This window comes from Lysinibacillus sp. FSL M8-0134 (assembly GCF_038069745.1).
Taxonomy (GTDB): Bacteria; Bacillota; Bacilli; order Bacillales_A; family Planococcaceae; genus Lysinibacillus; species Lysinibacillus irui.
Map to the genome: position 1 here is coordinate 597300 of NZ_JBBPAJ010000001.1, position 18280 is coordinate 615579.

Consider the following 18280-nt stretch of genomic DNA (forward strand, 5'->3'; position numbering starts at 1 on the left):
GAAAAGAAGCGATTTTTGCTTAGGCAAAGATCGCTTTTTTGTGAGTTCAATAAAACATAAAACCCCCTTCCAGTTAAGTTAGAAGGGGGTTACATGTTATTGTGTTACACGTGCTGTCCAACGAGAAAGGTCAGCATCTTTTGCATCAACAAGCTCGGCTGGGAAAATAAATGTCCAAGGCTTTGTTGAATTAGGTTGTACAGTTAAGATTGGATCCATTTTAAATGAACCCTTGGCAATTTGTTTGCCTGTAGCATCGATAATTTCTAATGGTAATTGTTCTAGATTAATCGCTTTATTGTGACCATTACGGATAAAAATAGAGACGTTTAAATTACCATTGTCAGCTAATTTAGCCTGTAAGCCTGTGAAGTTTACCTCTGTTTCACCTAGCTTTGGTAGTGTTTTTACAATTTTTTCAAGCTCTTCTTTTTGAGCTGCTGGTAGTTGTTTTTCCCATGATGGATCTAATTCTAATTGGTGACCACGAAGGGAAATAAGATTAAAGGCAATTTTCCAGCCATCTTCAGGTACTTCATCTACTTTAATTGAAGATTTTTCGAATTCAAAAACCCAAGGACGAGCACTTTCAGCAGGGATTGTGCCAAGTTCTTTAAAATCGAATTTTTTAGAAGCTACAAGCTCATCATTTTTATCCATGATGAAAAGTTCAATTTCACCTAGTTCAATCGCTTGTGGTAAAGAAGAACGGAAAAATGCACGCACTAGCCATTTTCCACCACGTGCTTCTTCAATACTAATAGAAGAAAGCGATAATTGATTTGGTTTCAATGGTTCTAGCTCATTAGCTAGGAAGTTAAAAATATATTTTTGCTCCTGAGGTACGTCCCATTCTGGGTGGAAGGACAGCTTTGTTTCAACATCACGGTTATCACCTTTATTTGTTGAAACATTTCCTAGTAAGTCCTTAGAGTCAATTGTGTTTTCTTGAACGACTTTGTCCGATTTTTTAAAGAATGAAAATAAGCCCATTATTGTTCCTCCTGTTGTGCCTCAACTGTTTTCATGAAGCCTGTAATTTCTATAATGATAGAACGGCGTAATTCTTGGAAGTTCTTCCCGAATAATTCAAGCCCTTCTCGTTGGTAAATTCGCATTGGATCCTCTTGTTGATAATGACGTAAGCCAATACCTTCTTTTAAATGTGTCATGGCCTCTAAATGCTTGACCCAGCCACTATCGATGTAGCTAAGCATGATTTGAGGTAATACTTCCATGACTCTTTCGTTTTCAGCAAACCTCTCCATATGGTCGAGTAGTTCCTGTTCAGAAGGCTGAATATCAGCTAGGATTTGCTTTACTTTTCCTACTTCACGATCGATTGAAACAGGTGTAATGAACAGAGAGTTAAGAGCTTGCTCCATTTGATCATAATCCCACTCCATAGATGATACATCTTCTGGTGCAGCGTCATGCACAGCAAAATCAACAGTTTCACGCAGCATTTTTTTTAGCTCGCCCATCAAATCTTCACCAGCTAAAATTTTATCGCGTAGTCCATAAAGCACGGTACGTTGATCATTTATAACATCATCTAATTTTAAGTTATACTCTCGCATGCCATATTGTGAACCTTCAACAATACGCTGTGTACGGTCAATAAGCTCTTGAACCTCTTTATTTTGAATGATTCCATTTTCGTCTACGACCATTTTTGCAGAGAATTTTTCAACTTCTTCTTTTGCGTAACGACGGAACATATCATCTTCAATAGAGAGAATGAAGCGGCTTTCGCCTACGTCACCTTGACGACCAGAACGGCCTCGTAGCTGATTGTCCACACGACGGCTTTCATGCTTTTCTGTACCAATTACATATAAACCACCGAGTTCATGAACTTCTTCACCTAGCATAATATCTGTACCACGGCCAGCCATATTTGTCGCTACAGTAATACGACCTTTTTGTCCTGCCTGCGAAATAAGCTCAACTTCTTGCTCTACCGTTTTTGCATTCAGTAATTGGAATGTTAATTTTTCTTTTTTCAGATAGTCAGCCACTGTTTCAGACTGTAAAATCGATGTTGTACCAATTAGAATTGGCTGGCCTTTTTCATGACGTTTTTTAACTTCAGCAGCAACATATTTATATTTTGCTTCCTGTGTGCTAAAGATAATATCAGGTTGATCGATACGTTGTCGTGGACGGTTTGTTGGGATTTGCACAACTTCCATGCCGTACACTTCTCGGATTTCTTTTTCCTGTGTTTTCGCTGTACCCGTCATCCCGGAAAGCTTCGGATACATACGGAAATAGTTTTGAATCGTAATTTGCGCTTGTGATTTATTTTCATCTGTAATTGTTACGCCTTCCTTGGCTTCAATCGCTTGATGTAAGCCATCAGAAAGTGAACGGCCTTCTAAAATACGGCCTGTAAACATATCGACAAGTTCAATTTTATCTTCTTTTACAATGTAATCTACGTCGCGTTTGAACATAACGTGTGCACGAACAGCTTGGATTACATAATGGAAAAGTGTTTGATGTTCTAAGTCATAAAGATTGTCAATATTGAAGGCAGCCTCAACCTTTTCAATACCTTTATCTGTTAGGGAAGTAGCTTTCGTTTCTTCATCGAAATCGTAGTCTTCATCTTTCTTGAAACGTTTAGCTAACATAGCAGCAATGCGGTGTAATTCTTCGTTGGACGGCATTTTACCTGCGATAATTAACGGTGTTTTTGCTTCATCGATTAATACACTATCCACTTCATCAATAATGGCGAAGTGATAAGGACGTTGCACTTTATCTGCTAGGCTATAGGCCATATTGTCACGTAAATAATCGAAACCAAATTCAGTACCAACACCGTATGTAATATCTGCATTATAAGCTTCTTTTTTCGCATCAGCTTCCATCATCGGTACATTTAAACCAACAGTTAAGCCAAGAAAACGATGGATTTGACCGACTAGCTCATAGTCACGCTTTGCTAGGTAATCATTTACTGTGATGACATGAACACCTTTACCTTCTAATGCACGCACATAGGAGGGAAGGGAGGCAACTAGTGTTTTACCTTCGCCTGTTGGCATTTCAGCAATATTACCTTCTGTTAATACAAGACCACCGATCAGCTGTACATCAAAATGACGCATTCCTAATACACGCTTTGAGGCTTCGCGTACAACAGCAAATGCGTCCGGGATGATAGATGTAATAGGCTCACCTTGCTCTAATTGATCTTTGAAAATAAAAGTCATTTCTCGTAATTCGGCATCTGACTTGTTGACATATTTTTCTTCAAGATTGTTAATTTGATCTACTATTTTATAGTAGCGTTTTAATTGGCGAGCACTTGTTTGCTCTTTGTTACTTTTGAAAATTGAGAACATGAAATATACGCTCCTTTAAAGTTGTCTAAATGCTAGACACTCCATTATTCTATCAAATTTTGCGAATGGTGACTACAATTGACTATATAGGAATCTATTAATGCTAAAATGTACAAAATATTTGTGAAATCGTGGAAAATGTTTAGAAAAAGTATATTTCAATGCTTGTTCATGCTATAATCAATGTGGATTTCAATGTAGATTATATTTTTTTGAGGAGGAGAGACATGCTTTACGTGTCTTTAATAGCAGCATTTGTTGCATCCATTTTGTTAACTCCATTAGTGAAACGTTTAGCGTTTAGAATAGGTGCAGTTGACGCACCAAACTATCGAAAAGTACATGCTCGAATTATGCCAAGACTTGGCGGTTTGGCGATTTTTCTTGCCTTTATCATCGGTGTGACGATTTTATATTCGTTTTTAGTCGATACGAAACATGGTAGTAATGAAGCTTTATTAGCTATCATTATTGGTGCTTGTATCATCGTTGTTACAGGTGTTATTGATGATATGCGTGAGATTTCCGCTAAAGCAAAAATGCTTGGTCAGCTAATTGCTGCACTAATTGTTGTTTTTGTAGGCGGTATTGATATTGATATGGTTAATCTACCGTTTTTAGGTACATTAGACTTTGGTTTACTGAGTATCCCATTAACAATTATTTGGATCATCGGTATTACCAATGCCGTAAATTTAATTGATGGCTTAGACGGTTTAGCTGCAGGTGTTTCTACGATTGCACTTATTACTTTAGCTGTCATGGCATTTATTATGAGCAATGTATTTGTATTAGCGTTAGCAGCCATTTTAGCTGTAGCTTCACTTGGTTTCTTATTTTATAATTTCCACCCTGCAAAAATCTTTATGGGTGATACAGGGGCACTGTTCCTTGGATTTATGATTTCCGTGCTAGCATTACTCGGGTTTAAAAATGTTACATTCGTTTCGTTAATCATTCCAATTATTATTCTTGGTGTACCAATTTCTGATACATTCTTTGCGATTGTTCGTCGCGTACGTATGAAGAAAAAATGGTCTGATCCAGACAAATCACATTTACACCACCGTTTACTGGATATGGGCTTCACTCATCGTCAAACGGTCCTAATTATTTACGGTATCGCGATGATGTTTGGATTAGCAGCTATCATATTCTCTATGGCAAAAGTTTGGGGCGCAATTTTACTAGTAGCTGTCATCCTAACAGCCATTGAAATCTTCGTTGAGATCATAGGGCTTGCTGGTAAAAACTATAAACCATTATTAAACTTTGTACGGATCTTTAGTAAATAAAATATATCAATCATACATATTGTGTGATTGCTCCGACCGTAGTCAAACTCAAAAATTTGAGAGTTTGACTACGGTTTTTTTATAGCCATGGCTCGAACTGTTTTTTTATCCAGGGTTTATGGATCCTGCTTTTCTATTATAGGATTGTTGCTCTAATTTTTTTACATAAACACCTTCTATTAAGTACGAAATTAAATCAATGGAGAAATGTTAACGATTGATTAACTGGTACTCCAATCATGAGAAGGAAGATCCTGCGCAGTTTTTATGTATAGGAAATGAAAGGGGAGAGAAACTAAGTGAGCTAGTTTATTTGTGTTATGACAGGGTAAGAGAAAAGGGTAGCTAATTATCAAAGGATTGTAATACAAAAAGACCATAGACAAGAAAGTTTGTCTATGGTCTAAAAGTTTTTATTGTTTATTCAATGATTGAATCATCATCACTAGCAGCACTATTTGTTCCTGTATTGCCACTTGTTAGGCTTGAGGATTGTTCATTTATGCCAAGATGGTTCTTGAAAATTTCTTTTACTTCTTCAACAGAATCCTGATTTAACTGGTAATAATAAATACCAGTAGACATGTCATCTGTACCGTCCAATGTTAAAGAGTCGATACGTGGTGTGCCTTTTGATAAATAAGATAAGAAGGATTTCATTTCAGTGAATGTCATATCCGTTTTCATATTATCACCAAGAGCTTTGATCACATCATCATATTTTGTAATGGAGCCAACAGAAGCGACTTTTTTAATAATCGCTGTGAGAATTTCTTGCTGACGTTTACCACGCTCGATATCGCTATCTTGCTTACGTGTTCTTGCGAGTGCAAGTGCTTGGCTACCATCTAAATGCTGTAAGCCTGGCTGTAAGTTAATTGTATACTTATCGAATTCATCTAATTCATGTAAAGCATAAGGTACTTCTGCTTCAATACCGCCTAAAGCATCAACTACATCAATAAAAGCATTGAAATTCATACGTACATAGTAATTGATAGGAATATCAAATAGGTCTTCTACTGTTTCAATAGTAGTAAGTGTTCCACCCATTGCATGCGCATGAGTAATTTTATCTTTATAGCCTACTTTAGGAATATAAACGTAAGAATCACGAGGAATGCTTAACATTTTAATTGTATGGGTTTTATTATTTAGTGTAGCTAAAACAAGAGCATCGGAACGTGAATGATCCGAACCTTGTCCACGATTATCACTATCATCAACCCCGACAAATAAAATAGATACATTATCATGTACCGGTTCTACTTTTTCTACACTTTGCTTAGAAACCTGTCGACCTTCTAATTCCTCATATGCTGAGTCTGCGGCATGCTCTACCTGTTTAGTAAGGTAAACAGCATAAGCCGTTACACAAATTACCAAGCTGGCAACTAATAGTAGTGTAACTTTTATAATTAATGAAGCTTTAGAAGACCTCTTTTTGTTCGGACTTACAGATCTTTTTTTCATAATAGATATATTCTCCTCTAATTATTGGGAATAATAATGCGATAAAGCTAAATTTTATTCAATTACTAAGAAGTAAACATGTGGTCAATAAAAATAGCCTAACAAAAAAATTATACTATGCGTATTTAGTTTCGACAATTAAAACTAATCATTTGACAATAAATTCTACAAATTGAGCATCTTCGAATGTGATGGCTGCTTGTCCATTTGTCATTTCTGTTATCCAACTTCGGAACTGTTCTTCTTCCTCTTTTAGGACAGAAACTATGATTTCTACACCCTCTAAATAGCGAATTTCCTCTAACGTATAGGACGAACCTCTTATTTCATTTTCTACTTTTCCGAGCCAAGTGTAATCAATGCCAACATTCAGGAAATGATGAAGTTTGCGTTCAACCACCTGGGCAGCTATAAGACCTTCAGTTGTTGCTTTTCCATAAGCGCGAATAAGGCCACCGCCACCTAATTTAATTCCTCCAAAATAGCGAGTCACGACGACGACAGTATCTTTTAAGCCTTGTTTTTTTAAGACCTCTAACATAGGGACGCCAGCCGTACCACTAGGTTCCCCGTCATCATTCGCTTTTTGAATATGATCATGCTCTCCAATAATATAGGCTGAGCAATTATGAGTTGCATTATGATGCAATTTTTTTATACGATCTATAAAAGAAATTGCATCCTCTTCCGTTTCTGCACGTTCTATATAAGTGAGAAAGCGGGATTTTGAAATGACAATTTCGCTTTCACCATAACCTTTTACTGTTAAATAGTTTTCTCTCATCCGTATCAATCTCCTTTTAACTAGAGTTCTATTCTATAATTTTCGTGAAGAAAAAGCATTAAATTTTAGCATGGTAATGCTATAATAGGTGTAGACTATGGAATATATGAATTTGGTCTATTAAAATAGTAAGTAATCATAAGACATTAGACTGGGGAGTATACTATGTTTTCAAATGATACCTTCGATTTAAAGTCGCTTGATGACATTTTTAATCGAATGTTAGATACAATAATGAGCTCGAAGGACGATATCTTTATTATAAGTGAACAGAGCCGAAGAAGCTTTGAAGATATGCAAAAAGAGCTAGAAATTGTTCGAAAACAAATATCAATCGTCATTGATGAAGGCGATGCTTTGGAAAAAAGTACGCAGCTTGCTAAGCAACGACTTGTATTAGTGAGTAAAGCTTTTGATAATTATACCGAAGAACAAGTTAGAGAAGCATATGAAACTGCACATGATTTTCAAGTAAAGCTCTCCGTTATGAGAACACAAGAAAAGCAGCTACGCGATAAAAGAGATGATCTAGAGAGAAGATTAAGAGGGTTACTCGATACGATTGAACGAGCTGATCATATTGTCAATCAGGTAAATGTCGTTTTGAATTACTTAACTTCTGATTTAAAAAATGTTGGTTTAGCGCTTGAACAAGCAAAAATGAAGCAAGATTTTGGCATACGAATTATTGCAGCTCAAGAAGAGGAGCGTAAGCGTTTATCGCGAGAAATTCACGATGGACCTGCTCAAATGCTTGCAAATGTACTAATGCGCACTGATTTAATAGATAGAACGTATCGTGAAAAAGGTATTGAAAATGCATTGGCTGAAATGGCCGATTTAAAGAAAACGGTGCGGAATGCTTTATCAGAGGTGCGACGTATTATTTATGATCTACGACCAATGGCACTTGATGATTTGGGAATTGTTCCGACATTAAAGAAGTATTTATCGACAGTGACTGAATACAATCCTGGTGTTGAAATTCATTTCCAATCGAGAAGTACAGAAAAACGTATACCTTCAAATTATGAAGTATCCATTTTCCGATTAGTACAAGAATGTGTAACAAATGCCATGAAGCATGGAAAGTGTAAAGACATTTGGGTAAAGCTTGAATGGTTAAAGGATGCAGTAAATGTTGTTGTAAAAGATGACGGCATCGGCTTTGACCCACAAGTAGTGAAAGATCATTCCTTTGGGATTTTAGGAATGAAAGAACGTATTGAAATTTTAAATGGTACAATTACCATTACGAGTGAAATCAATCGAGGGACAACGGTGTTATTTAAAATACCGTTAGAAGTAGAATGATGTAACTGTTGCAGAAATTTAGGGGGTAAAGACAAATGACAAAGATTATTATTGTAGACGATCACCAGCTATTCCGCGAAGGAGTAAAACGTATTTTAGACTTTGAAGATACGTTTGATGTAGTCGCTGAAGGTGACGATGGTACAGACGTGGTTACGTTATATGCTGAAAACGAACCAGATGTTGTACTTATGGATATTAACATGCCAGGCAAAAATGGTGTAGAAGCAACATCGGAGTTAATCAGTGAATTCCCAGATGCAAAAGTGATTATGCTGTCCATTCACGATGATGAAACATATGTGACACATGCTTTAAAATCAGGTGCACTTGGTTATATGTTAAAAGAGATGGATGCAGATGAAATCGTTGAGGCCATTAAAGTCGTTGCCAATGGTGGCTCTTACTTACATCCAAAAGTAACGAAAAACCTAGTAGCAGAATTTAAACGCCTATCAGAGCACGAAAATAAAGGAAACTTCCACCAAACAGAAATTCGTCGTCCATTCCATTTACTAACGAAACGTGAATGTGAAGTTTTACAGCTGTTAACAGATGGACAATCTAACCGTACAATTGGTGAGACATTATTTATCTCTGAAAAAACAGTTAAAAACCACGTATCAAGTATTCTACAAAAAATGAATGTGAATGACCGTACACAAGCTGTTGTAACAGCCATTAAAAATGGTTGGGTTGAAGTACGATAATTGCAAAAACTGTTTTTAAAAGCTACTTTATTATGAAGTAGTTTTTAAAACAGTTTTTTATTGTTTTATGGTAATTATTTGTATAGCAGTTACTCTTGGGATAGCGAGTCATTCACAATTTTGTAACATCGCAAAAGGTGCATTTAACAAGAAAACTAACAGACCATGCAACATTTTACATCCTAATGCGTCATAAGGAAGATGTAGCACCTAAATGTTGAAAATGCACAACAAAATTCCTACGACAGCATTTATATGCTACAATATGCGCGGGAGGTTTTTTGATGTTAAAGAAAAGTTTTCTAGCAGTTTTAATCTTATTAGTGTTAACTGCCTGTGGTAATAAAGATGAGAAAATGAGTGACGAAGAACGAGAAAAAGTAATAGATGATGGTACAGTAGGCTTTGAGATGATGGGTGGTAACGTAGAAAAAGCTGAAAACGTACCAGCAGCAGATGAAAAAGCTATATTAGCATCTTTTGATGAGTATATTGCAGCGTTGAACGCTGAAGAAATTGATCGTTATATGAAGACCATTTCGAAAAATCCAAAAGGTTTTAAATACGATGAAGAAAAAACATATGCATCAGAAGTATTTGAGCAATTTGATATTAAGCGTGATGTAGAAAACGTAACGATTGCTAAATATGAACCAGAAGAGGCTCAAGTGTTTGCCAATATGAAAATGCACTCTCTTCAACTTGAGACAAATGTCGAGCATGAAAGTGCAGGACGTCAAGTAACCGTCTTTGTGAAAGAAGACAACGATTGGAAAGTAACAAGTGTCTTTTATATTGGTGATGACTCACAATCAAGTACAGGCAATTAACAGGAGCTATCTTCATTCAACCTAATTGAGTGAAGATAAGCCTACTATACATAAAAAATGAATGTGAAATGGAAGCTGCTTACTAGCACCATTCTGAATGGCAAAAAACGTGAACGTCATTCATTTCACATTCATTTCTTTTTGTTTTCATTTAGTGTAACGACACAACAACAATTGCAGCGAGAAGGAATAGATTGTAAACTAAGAATCATAGGAGAGTGGACTTAGATGAGGACGGCAATCGTAACAGATAGTACTGCATATATTACGGCTGAGGAACGTACACGCTTAAACATTCATATGATTCCTTTAAGCGTTAATATCTCAGGTCAATTATTTGCAGAAGAAGTAGATATCACGGCATCTGAATTTTATGATAAGGTGCGTGGTGCAAAGGAATTTCCGAAAACAACACAGCCTCCAATCGGAGAATTTGTCGCTCTCTTTGATGAGCTGGCGAAAGAATATGACGAGGTTATTTCCATTCATTTATCGAGCGGTATTAGTGGAACATATCAAGGTGCAATACAAGCAGGTGAAATGGTAGAAGGTATTAAGGTTCATGCCTTTGACAGTGAAATATCCTGTGCGGTTCAAGGCTTCTATGTTTTAAAAGCAGCTGAAATGGCGAAAGAGGGCTATTCAGCAAAAGATATCCTTGCAGCATTAGCGGACATGCAGCAATATATTCGTGCTTACTTCATTGTAGACGACTTAGCACATTTACAACGTGGTGGACGTTTATCTGCAGCAGCAGCTTTAATTGGAGGCCTTTTACAAGTGAAGCCAGTCCTGCATTTTGTGGACAAGGTCATTGTACCTTTCGAAAAAATTCGAACGCGTAAAAAGGCATTAAAGCGAGTTGAAGAGCTGCTAGCAGAGGATGCGAAAAAGTATGATGCACTGGATGCGGTGGTCATTCATGGTAATTGCCAAGCAGAGGCACAAGAATGGCTTGAACAATTAGCGAAAACGTACCCACATGTAAACTTTAAACTAAGCTATTTCGGTCCGGTCATCGGAACACATTTAGGTGAAGGATCTTTAGGCTTAGGCTGGACAAAAAAATAATTTGAATTGAATGAGTCTCTACTGCAAAAGTAGAGGCTTTTTTCTATGAAGGGAGAAAGATTAATGAGATATAAAGGCTGGATAGTACCGCCCGCAATGCGTGATTTCCATGAAGGTCGCATTTGGCTGAAAAATCATGCTCCATTTTCAAAAGATGATATGGATAAAGCAATCAATCATAAATACTTCTGTTTAATAGAAGGAATTCAAATGAAGCCAGTTATAAAATGCAATCGTTGCCATAATACAAATCGACAATTATTCACGATATTTGATTGTTCAAAGTGTCAGCATCCATGTATTTATTGTCGGCATTGTATCAAGATGGGGAGGGTAAGTAGCTGTACACAATTAATGGTTTGGACAGGTCCTAAGGCGATAAAGACGAGCAACCATATCTTACAATGGACAGGACAATTTACTACATTACAAGAACAGGCTGCAAATGAAGCATTAGCAAGTGTGCAAGCACAACGCTCGCATCTAATCCATGCGGTTTGTGGCGCTGGTAAAACGGAGCTGCTATTTCCTATGGTTCATGATGCCTTAAAGCGTGGATTGCGTGTTTGTATTGCAACACCACGCACGGATGTTGTGCTAGAACTCTACCCACGCTTTCAGCAAGTTTTTCCTAAAACTATCATTCATGCATTGTATGGTGGTGCATCCAAGCAAGCTGGTTATGCTCAGCTTGTCATTGCGACGACTCATCAGCTCTACCGATTTGAACAAGCATTTGATGTCATGATTGTAGATGAGGCAGATGCTTTTCCTTATAAATTTGATGAAACATTACAAAGAGCGGTAGAAAAAGCGAAAAGAAAAGATGCTCCTATAGTGTATGTCACTGCAACCCCCTCACAAAGATTACTACATTCATTTTACTTGGAAAGCTATTCTTTTATCCCAAAGCGCTATCACAATCATCCATTACCGGTACCTCAATTTCAAGCATTATGGGGCTACGAAAAAAGCTTTAATAGAGGTAAGATTCCTAAGAAGCTTAAACAATGGACAGAGGAACGTTTGAGTCGAAATGAACCTTTTTTAATATTTTTCCCGACAATTAGTTTAATGAAGATTGCAACACCTCTTTTTCAATTAATAAATGAACATATACTTGCTGTGCATGCAGAGGATTCGGAGCGTAAGGAGAAAGTAGTGAAACTACGAAATAAAGAAGTGCCAGGATTATTAACGACAACTATTTTAGAAAGAGGCATTACGATCAGCAATGTCCAGGTGGCTGTTATTGGGGCAGAATCACCCATTTTTACAGCTAGTGCGCTCATTCAAATCGCAGGCCGTGTTGGGAGAAATATTCAGTTTCCTGATGGGGATGTCTTATACTTTCATCATGGTATCACGATAGAAATGGACGAGGCGCGTGCAAAAATTCTTTTTTATAATAAGAAAGGGCTTTTCAATGAATAAAATAGAAACGCGTTGTTTAATATGCTCTCAATCATTAAACACCATGATTTCCTGGAACACACTTTTAATAAAGCAATTCTCTCCGACTATATGTGAAAGATGTACCTCTCACTTTCAACGCTCAAACTCCTCTACCGCACTCTATCAATACAATGATCACATGAAAGATTTCTTACACCAGTTTAAATTTCTACAAGATGTAGCCCTCGCAAAAGTATTTCGTCAGGAGCTATATACTCGCTTTAAGAAAGAAAAGGCGACTTTTATTCCAATTCCCATGCATCCCCTCAAACAACAGGAACGCACCTTTTCGCATACAGAGGAACTATTGAAGGCTGCTCATGTCCCATATATTCAGCTACTAGAAAAGACTACTACCGAGACACAAAGCTCTAAAAATAGAGAACAACGGATACATGCGGCTCCTCTTTTTCGCTTGATGACGGATGTACACGTGGAGCATAAAGATTATCTTCTATTTGACGATATAAAAACTACAGGAACGACTTTACAGCATGCTGCAGATGTGTTAAAACAAGCAGGTGCTAAAAATGTCCAATACTTCACATTAATTGAAGGTTAAAAATACCAAAGTGTAATGTATAATAAATAACATTCATAGATAAGAAATGTTGTAAGAGGAGGAAAATAGATGGCAGAGGTTCGTAATTGTCCAAAATGTAATGAATTTTTCAATTATACAGGGGTCCGAGAGGTTTGTCATAAATGTGCACAATCAGAGGAAGAACTGTATCAAATCGTCTATCGCTTCTTACGTAAACGCGAAAACCGTGCAGCAACAGTTGAACGCATTGTGGAAGCAACAGGCGCAGAAGAAGAGCTATTATACAGATGGGTTCGCAAAGGTCGTTTGCAACCAGCCATGTTCCCTAACCTTGGCTATCCATGTGATAACTGTGGTCACCTGACAACGAAAGGCAAGCTTTGTACGAAATGTCAGGATGAATTAAAGGCCGATTTGCGTACATTTGAAGCGGCAAAGGAATTCCGTGAAAGTGTAGAGCAACGTGATCGTGTCACGTATCACTCAGAGCGAAAACGTTAATAACTGGAATTGTGTGTTAATTTTAAACAAAATTAGCACACTTTTTTATATGTGAAAACTTAACATTATGTGAGACAATCCGAAATAATAGTAAGATAAGATTTTTAGATAGGAGGTTTCGATATGAAAATTACATCTTATGGAATTAATGCGGTGAACGCCTATAAAAACCAAGTGCGCAATGTGAAATCAGATACAAACAAAGCTTCTTTTGCAGATAAAATTGAAATTTCAAAGGCAGCACAGGAATTGCAAGGAGTTTCAACCTACAGTACAGAACGAGCTGACCGCGTACAGCAGTTGAAAAAAGACATTGAATCTGGTGAATACAAAGTAGATGCTCGTAAAGTAGCGGAGGATATGCTGAAATATTATCGTTTCTAGGGAATAGCAGAAAGGGTGTATAGCGATATGTCTGTAGAAGCGATTAGTTCTACACTAACGATGCTAGAGAGAATGCATAAAAGCTTACTTGAACTAGCCTATAAAAAAACAGAAATCATCAAAGCTGGCGATATCGAAGCTCTAGACCAATTGCTCAAGGATGAGCAGGCACACGTAGCAGCCATCGATAAGCTCGAGCAACAGCGTCAGAAACAGGTAACGGACTACCTTGAAGCAAAGGGACTTGCTTCAACTGACAAAACAACTGTAGCAGATGTCATCGAGGCTGCTGAACAACAAGCTGACAAAGCAACACTATCAGCAGTTCGCGAACGCTTAATACAAATCATCAATGACCTACGAAAACAAAATGATCTAAATCAAAAACTCGTTTTCCAATCACTACAAATCGTCAACCTAACACTAGACGCCGTAAGACCTCGCACAGAGCAAATGAATTACTCTAGCAATGAGGTCCGCGGCACAAACAATATAGCTAAAAAATCATATTTCGATTCACAAGCATAACAAGGGAGGAAGAAACATGCGCTCAACATTTATGGGCCTAGAAGCAAGCAAACGCGGCCTCTTCGTACAACAAACAGCTTTATACACAACAGGACACAATATCTCGAACGCTAACACGCTAGGTTACTCTCGCCAACGAGTAAATATGCAGGCAACTCAAGGTTTTCCAACGCCAGGTTTGAATTCGCCTTATTTTCCTGGTCATCTTGGGACAGGTGTGGAAGCAGGTTCAATTCAACGTATTCGCGACGAATTTGTTGACAGACAATACCGTCAAGAAACGAATAAATTTGGTTATTGGGAATCTCGTTCAAATGCCATTTCACAAATGGAAGACATTATGGATGAGCCATCTCAATTTGGTTTAAACGCTGCTTTAGAGCAATTTTGGAAAGGGCTAGAAGATGTTAGTACAAACCCTGAGAATTCATCATCTCGTAAAGTAGCTATTGAGCGTGCTGTGCATCTTGCAGAATCTTTTAACTATATGGATACGCAGCTAAAAACGATTCAAGGAAACTTAGGAAATGAAATTAATGTTGCTACAGATCGTGTTAACTCACTATTAAAACAAATTGCAGCTATTAATAAACAAGTACAGGAAGTTGAACCAAATGGACTAGTACCAAATGATTTATATGATGCACGTGATGTGTTAATTGATGAGTTAAATAGTTATATCCCTGTATCAATTGAACGTGTACCTTCTGGTGGAAATGCAAGTAAAGTAGCTGAGGGGAGTATAACAATTACCTTTAAACCGTATCCATCGGGTACACCAATTGAACTTGTGAATGGTAAAGACTATGTTGCAATGAATACAACAGGTACAAATGCAAGTAGTATCGATGGCAATGATTTGACAAATGTATTTAAACAAATTGATATTTCTGACTTAGGAGATCCACCAACAAAACCAGTCGCGGGTGGAGGGGTTAATAAAATTGAACATAATGAACTTGAGCCAGGAAAAGGAAAGTTATTATCTTTAATTAATACGTACGGATATGAGTATAATGATGGCGGTACAATGCTCGTAAAAGGATATTACCCAGAAACTCTTGCAGATCTAAATAAATTAGCAAGTATTTTTGCAAATACATTTAATGCTGTACATAAAGGTGGCTATGATTTAACAGGTGCTCAAAATGGTTTAGACTTCTTTGAATCAGCTGACGGAACTGGCACAATCACAGCTAGTAATATTAAAGTGAACCAAGCCTTTACCGATGATTCTTCAAAGTTAGCTGCTTCTTCCGCAGCAAATGAAGAAGGAAATGGTAAGTGGGCTATTGAGTTAGCAAATTTACAATCAAAAGCGATTGGTGCAAGCGGATTGACGATTACAGTTGGTTCAAATACTGTAGTAGTTCCAGCATCAACCGAACATCTTGATGGAGCAACTTTCAACTCTTATTATCAGGGGATGATTGGGAAGTTAGGGACTGATGGTGAAGAGGCATATCGATTAAATAAAACGTCAGAAACTTTATTATTATCCATCTCTAACAATCGAGATTCAATTAGTTCAGTATCTTTAGATGAAGAAATGACAAATATGATAACGTTCCAACAAGCTTATAATGCAAATGCTCGTATGATTACAGTTGTCGATGAAACATTAGATAAGATCATTAATGGTATGGGTAGAGTAGGATTATAAAAAAGTTATTAGAAAGGGGATTTTACAGACATGCGCGTAACACAATCTATGTTATCCAATAACATGCTTCTAAACTTAAACCGTAGCTTCGGAAAAATGTCGAAGTTACAAGACCAAATTAACTCTGGTTCAAAAATAACTAGACCTTCTGATGACCCTGTAATTGCTGTTAAAGGAATGGGCTATCGTCGAGATTTAGGTAGAGTTGAACAATATACACGTAATATGAATGAAGTGAACAACTGGTTAGATACAACAGATGAGTCTCTGAATCAAGTAGGAGAACAGATGAAGCGAGTTCGAGAACTAGTAATTCAGGCAGCGAACGATACAAATACTCCAGAAGAACGCGAAAAAATTAGAATGGAGATTGATCAAATTCGTAATCAAATTCAAGATGTGGGCAATACAAAAATTGCAGACCGTTATATTTTCAGTGGTACAAATACGCAACAGCCTTTATTTGAAAATGGTGTTATTGATCCGTCTAAAGTAAATTCAGAATCAGTTGGTATTGAGGTCTATGACGGAATTCAAATGAAAGTAAATACTCCAGGTGTAGATCTCTTCCAAAATGTTGATAAGATGATGGAGAAAATTTCGAATCTATTAGATCCAAATCGTGCTGGTGGTCCAGCTACAGGTGAAGAAATAGGTAATGCCCTCGGTGGAGTAGCCGAACAAAGTACAGGGGATGACATTACTGCAATGCATAATAAAATATTAGAGGCTCAAGCTGATGTTGGGGCACGCCAAAATCGCGTAGAATTAATGGAAAATCGTTTATCTATTCGCGAAATTAGTGTAACAAAGCAACTATCCAATAATGAAGATGTTGATTATGCAAAAGCAATTACAGAAATGGTGACAAGTGAATCGATTCACCAAGCTGCATTATCAGTCGGTGCTAAAATCATTCAACAAACACTAGTAGATTTTATAAGATAGTAATGTATGTAAAAATATCCAATTTTTAAAAGCGTTTGGACACTTTGTTCAGACGCTTTTCTTGAAAGGAGAGATATCCATGAGATTCCCACAAATTCAAATTAGGACAACAGATGCAAAATTAGACCTTAATATAGCAAAACCACAGCAATATATTAAACAGCCAAAAGCTACACAGCATATAGAACAACCAGCAGCCATATTAGAAATTCATACTACAAGAGGTGTGTTGAAAATTGACTCATCACAGGCGAGGCGAGATATAGGAATGATAGGGCCTCTTGAAGCCACAAAAAATGCTGCCGCAGAAGGGAAACAAGCTGTTTTTAAAGGGACTGCAAGACGTGCGAGTGAGGGGCGTCAAATGATGATGTCTGCAGGAAAAGGGCAAGGACGTGCAGCCATCCAAAACATTGCAAAACAAAATCATGGTCCGCATCGTACTCCCTTTAACATTAAATTTGTTCCATCGATAGGTTCTGTAAAAATTGACTATACACCTGGCAAAACAGACGTCAATATTCAGCGTAGGGCACCAATAATTGACGCTAAAGTGAACAAACCTATTCACGAATACACACCAGGAAAAGTAACTGGTACAATGGTACAAAGACCGGATGTTGATATTGATGTCATCATATAAAGGAGTGCAAGATAGAATGAAAATAGATACAAAGTTTTTAGGGGAAATAGAAATAGAACAAACAGATACTCTAACTTTTGAACATGGATTATTAGGGTTGGAAGAGGAAAGAAAGTTTGTATTATTACCAATTGATGCTGATCTCCCTTTAGCAATACTTCAATCCGTTGAGAAAAAGGATATAGGATTTGTTGTGGCTTTCCCCTTTGCTTTCAAAAAAGATTATAGTTTTGAAATAAGTGAAGATGATCTTGAGAAACTAGAAATTGAAAAAGCAGAAGACGTACTAACATACGCTATCGTAACTATGAAGGAAACGCTCCAAGAATCGACAATGAATTTACTCGCACCATTAATTATTAATATGGATAAAAAAATCGGTAAGCAAATCGTTCTTCAAGATAATAAATCTCACCCACTCCGTTTCCCAATGAAGTCATTTGAAGGAAGTGGGAAATAATGCTAGTACTATCACGTAAAAAAGATGAGTCCATTATGATTGGTGATCAAATAGAAATAAAAATATTAGCTGTTGAGGGCGAGCAAATAAAAATTGGAATAGTTGCGCCGAAATCAGTAAAAGTCCACCGTTCAGAGGTATTTGAAGCTATTCAAGCACAGAACCGAGAGGCCCTTTCAACTACATCCAATTTTTTAAAGCAGATAAAGAAAAAATAATATATTACTTAGATTTCAAACTACAAAGTAAGTACATAAAAAAATAAAAAACTTTCTAAAAAACTATTAAACATTTCAAACAAGAAACGATATATAGATTGTA

Annotated in this window: 19 protein-coding genes; 15 read left to right on the forward strand and 4 right to left on the reverse strand. The window is 37.0% G+C overall.

From position 1 onward, the window contains the following. Positions 1–96 precede the first annotated feature (96 nt). Together MKY49_RS02960 and secA2 are read right to left on the reverse strand one after the other, a co-directional pair. A complete protein-coding gene (locus tag MKY49_RS02960; RefSeq protein WP_274795605.1) occupies positions 97–993 on the reverse strand; it encodes an accessory Sec system S-layer assembly protein in 897 nt (298 codons plus the stop codon). Continuing rightward, the gene (gene secA2 / locus MKY49_RS02965; protein WP_274795606.1) at positions 993–3356 is read right to left on the reverse strand and encodes an accessory Sec system translocase SecA2; all 2364 of its coding nucleotides are present in this window, start codon (positions 3354–3356) and stop codon (positions 993–995) included. The genes MKY49_RS02960 and secA2 overlap by 1 nt, the downstream gene beginning before the upstream one ends. Before the next feature lie 227 nt (positions 3357–3583). Here secA2 and MKY49_RS02970 point away from each other — a divergent pair, with 227 nt between their 5' ends. After that, the gene (locus MKY49_RS02970; protein ID WP_312504916.1) at positions 3584–4651 is read left to right on the forward strand and encodes a glycosyltransferase family 4 protein; all 1068 of its coding nucleotides are present in this window, start codon (positions 3584–3586) and stop codon (positions 4649–4651) included. Between the two features lie 420 nt (positions 4652–5071). Here MKY49_RS02970 and MKY49_RS02975 read toward each other — a convergent pair whose 3' ends face one another. Together MKY49_RS02975 and MKY49_RS02980 are read right to left on the reverse strand one after the other, a co-directional pair. Further along, entirely contained in the window at positions 5072–6124 is a 1053-nt protein-coding gene (locus MKY49_RS02975) for an LCP family protein (RefSeq protein WP_341385578.1), read from the reverse strand. A 148-nt stretch (positions 6125–6272) separates the two neighbouring features. Next, positions 6273–6908 (reverse strand): YigZ family protein, encoded by a 636-nt coding sequence (locus MKY49_RS02980; RefSeq protein WP_274795609.1) that lies wholly within the window; start codon positions 6906–6908, stop codon positions 6273–6275. Between the two features lie 165 nt (positions 6909–7073). Here MKY49_RS02980 and MKY49_RS02985 point away from each other — a divergent pair, with 165 nt between their 5' ends. The 14 genes from MKY49_RS02985 (at position 7074) to csrA (ending at position 18177) form a co-directional block, all read left to right on the forward strand. Beyond that, positions 7074–8222 carry a sensor histidine kinase gene (locus MKY49_RS02985; RefSeq protein ID WP_274795610.1) on the forward strand — a complete coding sequence of 383 codons (1149 nt, stop codon included), beginning with the start codon at positions 7074–7076 and terminating at the stop codon, positions 8220–8222. A gap of 35 nt (positions 8223–8257) precedes the next feature. After that, the gene (locus tag MKY49_RS02990; protein WP_274795611.1) at positions 8258–8932 is read left to right on the forward strand and encodes a response regulator transcription factor; all 675 of its coding nucleotides are present in this window, start codon (positions 8258–8260) and stop codon (positions 8930–8932) included. 284 nt (positions 8933–9216) lie between these two features. Continuing rightward, positions 9217–9762 carry a DUF3225 domain-containing protein gene (locus MKY49_RS02995; protein WP_312504913.1) on the forward strand — a complete coding sequence of 182 codons (546 nt, stop codon included), beginning with the start codon at positions 9217–9219 and terminating at the stop codon, positions 9760–9762. Positions 9763–9990: 228 nt separating this feature from the next. Beyond that, the gene (locus MKY49_RS03000) at positions 9991–10833 is read left to right on the forward strand and encodes a DegV family protein (RefSeq protein WP_341385579.1); all 843 of its coding nucleotides are present in this window, start codon (positions 9991–9993) and stop codon (positions 10831–10833) included. A 45-nt stretch (positions 10834–10878) separates the two neighbouring features. After that, complete coding sequence (locus tag MKY49_RS03005) at positions 10879–12267, forward strand: DEAD/DEAH box helicase (RefSeq protein WP_341385580.1); 1389 nt, start codon at positions 10879–10881, stop codon at positions 12265–12267. Positions 12268–12427: 160 nt separating this feature from the next. Further along, positions 12428–12850, forward strand: a complete 423-nt coding sequence (locus MKY49_RS03010) for a ComF family protein (RefSeq protein ID WP_341385581.1) — start codon at positions 12428–12430, stop codon at positions 12848–12850. Positions 12851–12919: 69 nt separating this feature from the next. After that, the gene (locus tag MKY49_RS03015; RefSeq protein ID WP_274795618.1) at positions 12920–13333 is read left to right on the forward strand and encodes a TIGR03826 family flagellar region protein; all 414 of its coding nucleotides are present in this window, start codon (positions 12920–12922) and stop codon (positions 13331–13333) included. 123 nt (positions 13334–13456) lie between these two features. Continuing rightward, positions 13457–13717, forward strand: coding sequence for a flagellar biosynthesis anti-sigma factor FlgM (flgM, locus tag MKY49_RS03020; RefSeq protein ID WP_274795619.1), 261 nt, complete (start codon positions 13457–13459; stop codon positions 13715–13717). Between the two features lie 27 nt (positions 13718–13744). Then, complete coding sequence (locus tag MKY49_RS03025; RefSeq protein WP_322604745.1) at positions 13745–14245, forward strand: flagellar protein FlgN; 501 nt, start codon at positions 13745–13747, stop codon at positions 14243–14245. A gap of 16 nt (positions 14246–14261) precedes the next feature. Further along, positions 14262–15908 (forward strand): flagellar hook-associated protein FlgK, encoded by a 1647-nt coding sequence (flgK, locus tag MKY49_RS03030; RefSeq protein WP_341385582.1) that lies wholly within the window; start codon positions 14262–14264, stop codon positions 15906–15908. Between the two features lie 30 nt (positions 15909–15938). Further along, positions 15939–16856, forward strand: coding sequence for a flagellar hook-associated protein FlgL (gene flgL / locus MKY49_RS03035; RefSeq protein WP_341385583.1), 918 nt, complete (start codon positions 15939–15941; stop codon positions 16854–16856). A 79-nt stretch (positions 16857–16935) separates the two neighbouring features. Further along, positions 16936–17499 (forward strand): DUF6470 family protein, encoded by a 564-nt coding sequence (locus MKY49_RS03040; protein ID WP_341385584.1) that lies wholly within the window; start codon positions 16936–16938, stop codon positions 17497–17499. Between the two features lie 16 nt (positions 17500–17515). Beyond that, positions 17516–17959, forward strand: coding sequence for a flagellar assembly protein FliW (fliW, locus tag MKY49_RS03045; RefSeq protein WP_341385585.1), 444 nt, complete (start codon positions 17516–17518; stop codon positions 17957–17959). Beyond that, complete coding sequence (gene csrA, locus MKY49_RS03050; protein ID WP_066036316.1) at positions 17959–18177, forward strand: carbon storage regulator CsrA; 219 nt, start codon at positions 17959–17961, stop codon at positions 18175–18177. The genes fliW and csrA overlap by 1 nt, the downstream gene beginning before the upstream one ends. The last annotated feature ends 103 nt before the right edge of the window (positions 18178–18280 follow it).

Bases quoted from the DNA above. Each gene is read 5' to 3' on its own strand.
- MKY49_RS02960 (WP_274795605.1), bottom strand. From the start codon at position 993: ATGGGCTTATTTTCATTCTTTAAAAAATCGGACAAAGTCGTTCAAGAA.
- secA2 (WP_274795606.1), bottom strand. From the start codon at position 3,356: ATGTTCTCAATTTTCAAAAGTAACAAAGAGCAAACAAGTGCTCGCCAA.
- MKY49_RS02970 (WP_312504916.1), top strand. From the start codon at position 3,584: ATGCTTTACGTGTCTTTAATAGCAGCATTTGTTGCATCCATTTTGTTA.
- MKY49_RS02975 (WP_341385578.1), bottom strand. From the start codon at position 6,124: ATGAAAAAAAGATCTGTAAGTCCGAACAAAAAGAGGTCTTCTAAAGCT.
- MKY49_RS02980 (WP_274795609.1), bottom strand. From the start codon at position 6,908: ATGAGAGAAAACTATTTAACAGTAAAAGGTTATGGTGAAAGCGAAATT.
- MKY49_RS02985 (WP_274795610.1), top strand. From the start codon at position 7,074: ATGTTTTCAAATGATACCTTCGATTTAAAGTCGCTTGATGACATTTTT.
- MKY49_RS02990 (WP_274795611.1), top strand. From the start codon at position 8,258: ATGACAAAGATTATTATTGTAGACGATCACCAGCTATTCCGCGAAGGA.
- MKY49_RS02995 (WP_312504913.1), top strand. From the start codon at position 9,217: ATGTTAAAGAAAAGTTTTCTAGCAGTTTTAATCTTATTAGTGTTAACT.
- MKY49_RS03000 (WP_341385579.1), top strand. From the start codon at position 9,991: ATGAGGACGGCAATCGTAACAGATAGTACTGCATATATTACGGCTGAG.
- MKY49_RS03005 (WP_341385580.1), top strand. From the start codon at position 10,879: ATGAAGGGAGAAAGATTAATGAGATATAAAGGCTGGATAGTACCGCCC.
- MKY49_RS03010 (WP_341385581.1), top strand. From the start codon at position 12,428: ATGAAAGATTTCTTACACCAGTTTAAATTTCTACAAGATGTAGCCCTC.
- MKY49_RS03015 (WP_274795618.1), top strand. From the start codon at position 12,920: ATGGCAGAGGTTCGTAATTGTCCAAAATGTAATGAATTTTTCAATTAT.
- flgM (WP_274795619.1), top strand. From the start codon at position 13,457: ATGAAAATTACATCTTATGGAATTAATGCGGTGAACGCCTATAAAAAC.
- MKY49_RS03025 (WP_322604745.1), top strand. From the start codon at position 13,745: ATGTCTGTAGAAGCGATTAGTTCTACACTAACGATGCTAGAGAGAATG.
- flgK (WP_341385582.1), top strand. From the start codon at position 14,262: ATGCGCTCAACATTTATGGGCCTAGAAGCAAGCAAACGCGGCCTCTTC.
- flgL (WP_341385583.1), top strand. From the start codon at position 15,939: ATGCGCGTAACACAATCTATGTTATCCAATAACATGCTTCTAAACTTA.
- MKY49_RS03040 (WP_341385584.1), top strand. From the start codon at position 16,936: ATGAGATTCCCACAAATTCAAATTAGGACAACAGATGCAAAATTAGAC.
- fliW (WP_341385585.1), top strand. From the start codon at position 17,516: ATGAAAATAGATACAAAGTTTTTAGGGGAAATAGAAATAGAACAAACA.
- csrA (WP_066036316.1), top strand. From the start codon at position 17,959: ATGCTAGTACTATCACGTAAAAAAGATGAGTCCATTATGATTGGTGAT.